Annotated in this window: 7 protein-coding genes; 5 read left to right on the top strand and 2 right to left on the bottom strand. The window is 30.4% G+C overall.

The features are described 5' to 3' along the window. The 4 genes from J7M77_RS11895 to J7M77_RS11880 all read left to right on the top strand — a co-directional run. Positions 1 to 906: hypothetical protein (locus J7M77_RS11895; RefSeq protein ID WP_296878823.1), on the top strand; the 906-nt coding region annotated here is incomplete at its 5' end. A gap of 139 nt (positions 907 to 1,045) precedes the next feature. After that, the gene (locus J7M77_RS11890; protein ID WP_296878821.1) at positions 1,046 to 2,203 is read left to right on the top strand and encodes a malic enzyme-like NAD(P)-binding protein; all 1,158 of its coding nucleotides are present in this window, start codon (positions 1,046 to 1,048) and stop codon (positions 2,201 to 2,203) included. Positions 2,204 to 2,217: 14 nt separating this feature from the next. Then, the gene (locus J7M77_RS11885; RefSeq protein ID WP_296878819.1) at positions 2,218 to 2,787 is read left to right on the top strand and encodes a hypothetical protein; all 570 of its coding nucleotides are present in this window, start codon (positions 2,218 to 2,220) and stop codon (positions 2,785 to 2,787) included. 8 nt (positions 2,788 to 2,795) lie between these two features. Next, a complete protein-coding gene (locus tag J7M77_RS11880) occupies positions 2,796 to 3,113 on the top strand; it encodes a DUF1294 domain-containing protein (protein ID WP_296878818.1) in 318 nt (105 codons plus the stop codon). Here J7M77_RS11880 and J7M77_RS11875 read toward each other — a convergent pair. Beyond that, positions 3,069 to 3,875, bottom strand: a complete 807-nt coding sequence (locus tag J7M77_RS11875; protein WP_296878816.1) for a methyltransferase domain-containing protein — start codon at positions 3,873 to 3,875, stop codon at positions 3,069 to 3,071. The genes J7M77_RS11880 and J7M77_RS11875 overlap by 45 nt on opposite strands. Positions 3,876 to 3,948: 73 nt before the next feature. Between J7M77_RS11875 and J7M77_RS11870 the strand changes: the two genes are divergently transcribed. Continuing rightward, entirely contained in the window at positions 3,949 to 5,016 is a 1,068-nt protein-coding gene (locus J7M77_RS11870) for a metallophosphoesterase (RefSeq protein ID WP_296878814.1), read from the top strand. 24 nt (positions 5,017 to 5,040) lie between these two features. On the opposite strand, the gene J7M77_RS11865 is transcribed toward J7M77_RS11870, so the two are convergent. Beyond that, a partial coding sequence (locus J7M77_RS11865; RefSeq protein ID WP_296878812.1) for a pyridoxamine 5'-phosphate oxidase family protein occupies positions 5,041 to 5,360 on the bottom strand: 320 nt, incomplete at its 5' end.

Below are 5,360 nucleotides of genomic sequence, written 5' to 3'. Positions count from 1 at the left end.
TTGATTGGAACATGTTTGTACATTTTTATAGGTGATCAGCCAGAATACAATGTAAATGATACAAAAGAAGAAAAAGAAGTTGTTAAAAAACATCAAGAAAGTGATTTGCAAGGTTTAATCAGTGGTATTGGTGATCGCTATGTTGTTGTAAATGCTCAGGGTGTTGATTATTTCTATAATGTTCAATGTAATGGGGAAATCATTAAATATATAAATGTAGATGATTCTAAAGTAAATCTTAGTACACCTGGCAGTTATGAAATAAACTATACTGTTGGAGCGATTAAGAAAAAATTAGCTGAGCACTTAAAACAGGAAGTAACAGCTAGTGATGATGAAATAGAAGATATTAATATTACTAAAACAATAACAGTAGTAACTTTAGAAGAAGCTGCTACACTAGCTGATGCTGGAACTGTTGTTTATGCAGATAATAACCAGCAAGTCGCTAAAACAGATGGTACGGTAACTGAGGTTGCGGAAGAAGAAATTGAAAATGCAACTACTCCAGTTAGATCAGATGATCGAGATGATGATGACGAAGACGAAGATGAAGATGATGATAGAAATCAATCATCTAATAATAACAATAACAACAATAATAATCAAAATCCATCAGGTGGTAATCAAGGTAATAATCAAGGTGGTAATAACACCGGAACTTCTACACCAGAACCTCATAAACACACTTGGGTAGAAGTTACTGAAAAAAGTGACGGTTATTATCAGGAATATACTGTAGAAGTATGTAATCTTTGCGGCGGTGAAAATGGTAGTCATAGTGATGGCTGTAGTCAAGATGGTGGCTATACAACTAATCATCGTTATAATTGGGTTGAAGGTGAAACGGTTGTAACTGGATATAAATGTTCTGGTTGTGGAGCAACTACTAGTACACCATATTAAAACTAATCTAATCTTACATTTTATGATGTAGGATTAGATTTTTTGTTTTTAATAAATATATTTAATAAAAATACACAAATAAGATTATATTTGTATTATAATGAGTTTGTATAATAATAAAAAAAGGAAGGTTTATAAGATGGATGTTTATGATAAAGCGGTTGAGTTACATCGTTGTAATAAAGGTAAATTAGAAGTAGTTTCTAAAGTTAAGGTTGCTAGTATGGCAGATATGGCATTAGCGTATACGCCTGGTGTTGCTAGACCTTGTACATTAATTAAAGAAAATGAAGATGAAGCTTATGAATTAACAGGTAAGGGTAATAGTGTTGCTGTAGTAACTGATGGTAGTGCTGTATTGGGACTTGGAAATATTGGACCTAAAGCGGCTATGCCGGTTATGGAAGGAAAAGCAGTATTGTTTAAAGAGTTTGCTAATATTGATGCGTATCCAATTTGTTTAGATACGCAAGATACTGAAGAAATTATTAAAGCAGTAAAATATATTGCACCTGGTTTTGGGGGAATAAATCTAGAAGATATTAGTGCGCCTCGCTGTTTTGAAATTGAAGAACGGTTGAAAAAGGAATTAGATATTCCAGTATTCCATGATGATCAACATGGTACAGCGATTGCGGTAAGTGCGGGACTTATCAATGCGTTAAAATTAGTTGGTAAAGAAATGGAAAAAGTTAAAATTGTTATTAATGGTGCTGGTAGTGCAGGAATTAGTATTTGTAAATTATTACTGGAATTAGGAGCTAAAAATATTTTAATGGTTGATCGTTTAGGTATTTTATGTACGGGTAATGATTGGATGAATCCGGCTCAAGAGGAAATCGCAAAAGTAACTAATTTAAATAAAATTAACGGAACTTTAGAAGATGCAATCAAAGATAGTGATGTTTTCATTGGAGTATCGGCTGCTAATGTATTGGCACCAGAAATGGTTAAAACAATGAACCATGATGCGATTGTTTTTGCGATGGCTAATCCACAGCCAGAAATCGAACCAAACTTAGCACTTCAAGCTGGTGCACGTGTAGTAGCAACAGGACGAAGTGATTTTCCAAATCAAATCAATAATGTCTTAGTTTTCCCAGGAATATTTAGAGGGGCATTAGATGGTCGGGTTGATAATATTAATGAAGCTATGAAAATTGCTTGTGCTAAAGCGATTGCCAATATTATTCCTGAAGAAGAACTAAAAGAAGATTATATCATTCCTGATGCATTTGATCAAAGAGTAGTTCCAGCAGTAAGTAAAGCAGTAATGGATGCTTATAATAAATCATAAAGGGGGTGACTAGGATGATTTTAGATTATCCTAAGATCTATCAAGATAATGAGTTAATTGGTCATGGTGGAAATCAAGACTGGTATTTGGATTCTTGGGCTAGAAAAGCTGGCTGTGCTAGTGTTAGTGCGACAGATATTTTCATTTATTATACTAAAAATGAAAGAGAATTTAAAAAACCGGAATATCTTGATTATATGGGTGAAATGTTTAAAGTCATGACTCCAGGAAAACGGGGCTTTCCTTATGTGTACTTGTTTGCTCGAAGGTTAAGTAAATTATTAAATAATTGCCGTTATCATATTATTCGGCGTCCTAAGTTATATGATGCTACTCGGATTGTTCAAGCTAGTATTGATGATGGACATCCTTTGGGTTTATTGATTTTAACCCATCGCCGTAGAGCAATTCGTGATGATTTATGGCATTGGGTAACAATTGTTGGCTATGAAGAAACGGAGAAAAATGGTGTGGTAATTATCTTTTTGGATTGTGGGGAATTGAAAAGAATTCCGGCCCGAATTTTATTTGAAAAAAGCCGTTTTAATGTAGTTAAGATGGTACGTTTCTTTTATGATAAATAAGAATAAAAATGAAAGTTATTGTAGGATATTTATTAATAATTAATATTATTGCTTTATTAAGCTATGGAGTTGATAAAGCTAAAGCCAAGTATCATCGTTGGCGAATTAGTGAAAAAACATTAATCCTTTTAGCAATTATTGGCGGTTCTATTGGTGCAATACTTGGAATGTTGATTTTTCATCATAAAACATCAAAAGCGTTGTTTAAATATGGAATACCATTAATTATTGTAATTCAAATATTGATAATTATTTATATAATAAAAGACATGAATTTATGTTCATGTCTGATAAATAGTTATTTTAACATCAATAGTTACATCTAGTTTTTCAAGAGTGTCTAAAACATTACGACGCTCTTTTTTAATATGATAGAAATGTGGTGTCATTTTTAAAAGATTTAAAGCATCTTCACGGTTATCGATAGCAATTGTTTTGACTATGTCAAATGATTCAACAGTTTTAAAATCTAAACGTATATATTTATCGCTTTTTACTTTGATTTCATCATAAATTAATTCTTTGATTTCAATTAGATGATTACTGTTGGCAGTTACATGGATAATATAGCCACCAGGTTTTAAACTACGTTTTAATTCATCTTGGTTTACTACTGTAAATAAAGCACTAATAAAATCTAAAGAATGATCTAAAATAGGAATATTTTTACTATTACCAACTAACCAGTAAATATCTTTAGTATATTTAGTAGCCATATTGATGGCCTCTTTAGAAATATCTAAACCATAAATATTACAGTTTACAAAGCCGTTTTTAATACCGTTAGTATAATATCCCTCACCACAACCTAAATCTAAGATTTCTAATTGATCACCCTGCTGATATTTTTTTATACAATCAATAACACTGTTTAAAATAATATCATAATATCCTTTAGTTAAAAAAGCTTTTCGCGCAACTAAGCTTTCTTTGCTATCACCAGGATTATTAGTAGCTTTATCAGGGTTTAAAAGTAAATTTAAATATTTTGATTTTGCAATGTCATAACAATGATTATTAATGCACTTATATGAATTTCCAACTTGTTCAAGTGCTTGATGACATTTAGGACAAGCTAATTTATGCATATATTTCACCTCGCAAAGTATTATATCATAATTTGTTTTCGTGGTATAATTATTTTGTAAAAGGGGCGATATTATGAGCTGGTTTGTATTAATGGAAATGGCATTAGTGGCTTTAATGACAATTTATTTAACTTATCATACACATTTGGTTTTTAAACATATTCGACATGCAAAAATAATTACGTTGATAATTATTGTGACTTTAATTATTTTGTGTCAGTTTAGTATGTTAGTATTTGGTTTTCTTGCTAATGCATGTATTTGTTTTGTAGCTTTTGATTTAATTAATTTGATTTTATTTAAAACTAGGTTTGATCGTCATTTTAAATTTATTTATCAACGGGGTATTGTGACTTTAATAATTTCACTTATTTTAAGCTGTTATGGTATTTATAATGCTAAAAATACGATTGTAACTAGTTATGATGTAAATATTGATAAAGAATTTGAAGATAAAACATTGTTAGTTGTTTCTGATATTCATTTATCGACGGCTGTTGATGTAAATGATTTATATAAAATTAAAGATCAGGTAGATAAGATCAAACCTGATGCCCTTATTTTATTAGGTGATATTTATGATGAAGGCACAACTCAGGAAGATTTTGATGGATCTTTAAAGGTATTTAAAGAAATAGCTGAAGATAATTTAGTTTATTATATAGAAGGAAATCATGAAATTGGTTTTCAAGGTGGTTGCCCGTTAAAAGAATTAGATGTAGTTGATAATTTAACTGATATTGGAGTTCATGTTTTATTAGATGAAGTTGTTGAATTAGATGATATTTATCTAATTGGACGTAAAGATTACGTAGTAAGTAAAAGAGCATCATTAAAAAGTCTAGTAAGTAATTTAGATGATGATAAACCGTTAGTTCTACTTGACCATCAGCCTCATGAATACGATATTAATAAGGAGCAAGGAATTGATCTAGAATTATCAGGACATACTCATGCAGGTCAAATTTTTCCATTACAATATCTATTTGATTTAGTTAAAGTAAATGATTTAAATTATGGAATGATTACTGATGGAAATTTCCATGCGATTGTTACTTCGGGTATGGGTACTTGGGGCTATGCAATGCGCTCGGCTAAACATAGTGAAATTCTACAAGTAAATTTAATTAGTAATAAATAGAGGTTAAGCATTTGGCTTAACCTTTTAGCGAATATGACTTTTACCAATCATATAATCAATTTCTAATTCTAATATATTAGTAAATTCTAACATTTTATCATTATAAGGATGTTTTGGTGCTAATGATGCAACAATTTGCAACAAAGCATCTTTTTTAATTTTTAAATCATTAACTTCTTTTATTCTACCATGAATAGCAACAGAATTGTGATTATGGGTACCTACATCTAAATTTATTCCTAAATCCTCAACTACCAAATAACATGCTCTTTTATTGATACTGTTTAATTTAAAACCTGATTTACTGCAATGAAAAAAGATCCGATTATTTAAAATAATATGAT

The sequence above is a fragment of the Thomasclavelia sp. genome (genome assembly GCF_017889095.1).
Lineage (GTDB): Bacteria > Bacillota_I > Bacilli_A > Erysipelotrichales > Coprobacillaceae > Thomasclavelia.
The sequence above is the reverse complement of the archived record's forward strand: the minus strand, read 5'-3'. Positions and strand labels throughout refer to the sequence as shown.

What these genes read in the sequence shown, in the direction of transcription:
- J7M77_RS11890 (WP_296878821.1), top strand. Translation starts at nt 1,046, where the DNA reads ATGGATGTTTATGATAAAGCGGTTGAGTTACATCGTTGTAATAAAGGT.
- J7M77_RS11885 (WP_296878819.1), top strand. Translation starts at nt 2,218, where the DNA reads ATGATTTTAGATTATCCTAAGATCTATCAAGATAATGAGTTAATTGGT.
- J7M77_RS11880 (WP_296878818.1), top strand. Translation starts at nt 2,796, where the DNA reads ATGAAAGTTATTGTAGGATATTTATTAATAATTAATATTATTGCTTTA.
- J7M77_RS11875 (WP_296878816.1), bottom strand. Translation starts at nt 3,875, where the DNA reads ATGCATAAATTAGCTTGTCCTAAATGTCATCAAGCACTTGAACAAGTT.
- J7M77_RS11870 (WP_296878814.1), top strand. Translation starts at nt 3,949, where the DNA reads ATGAGCTGGTTTGTATTAATGGAAATGGCATTAGTGGCTTTAATGACA.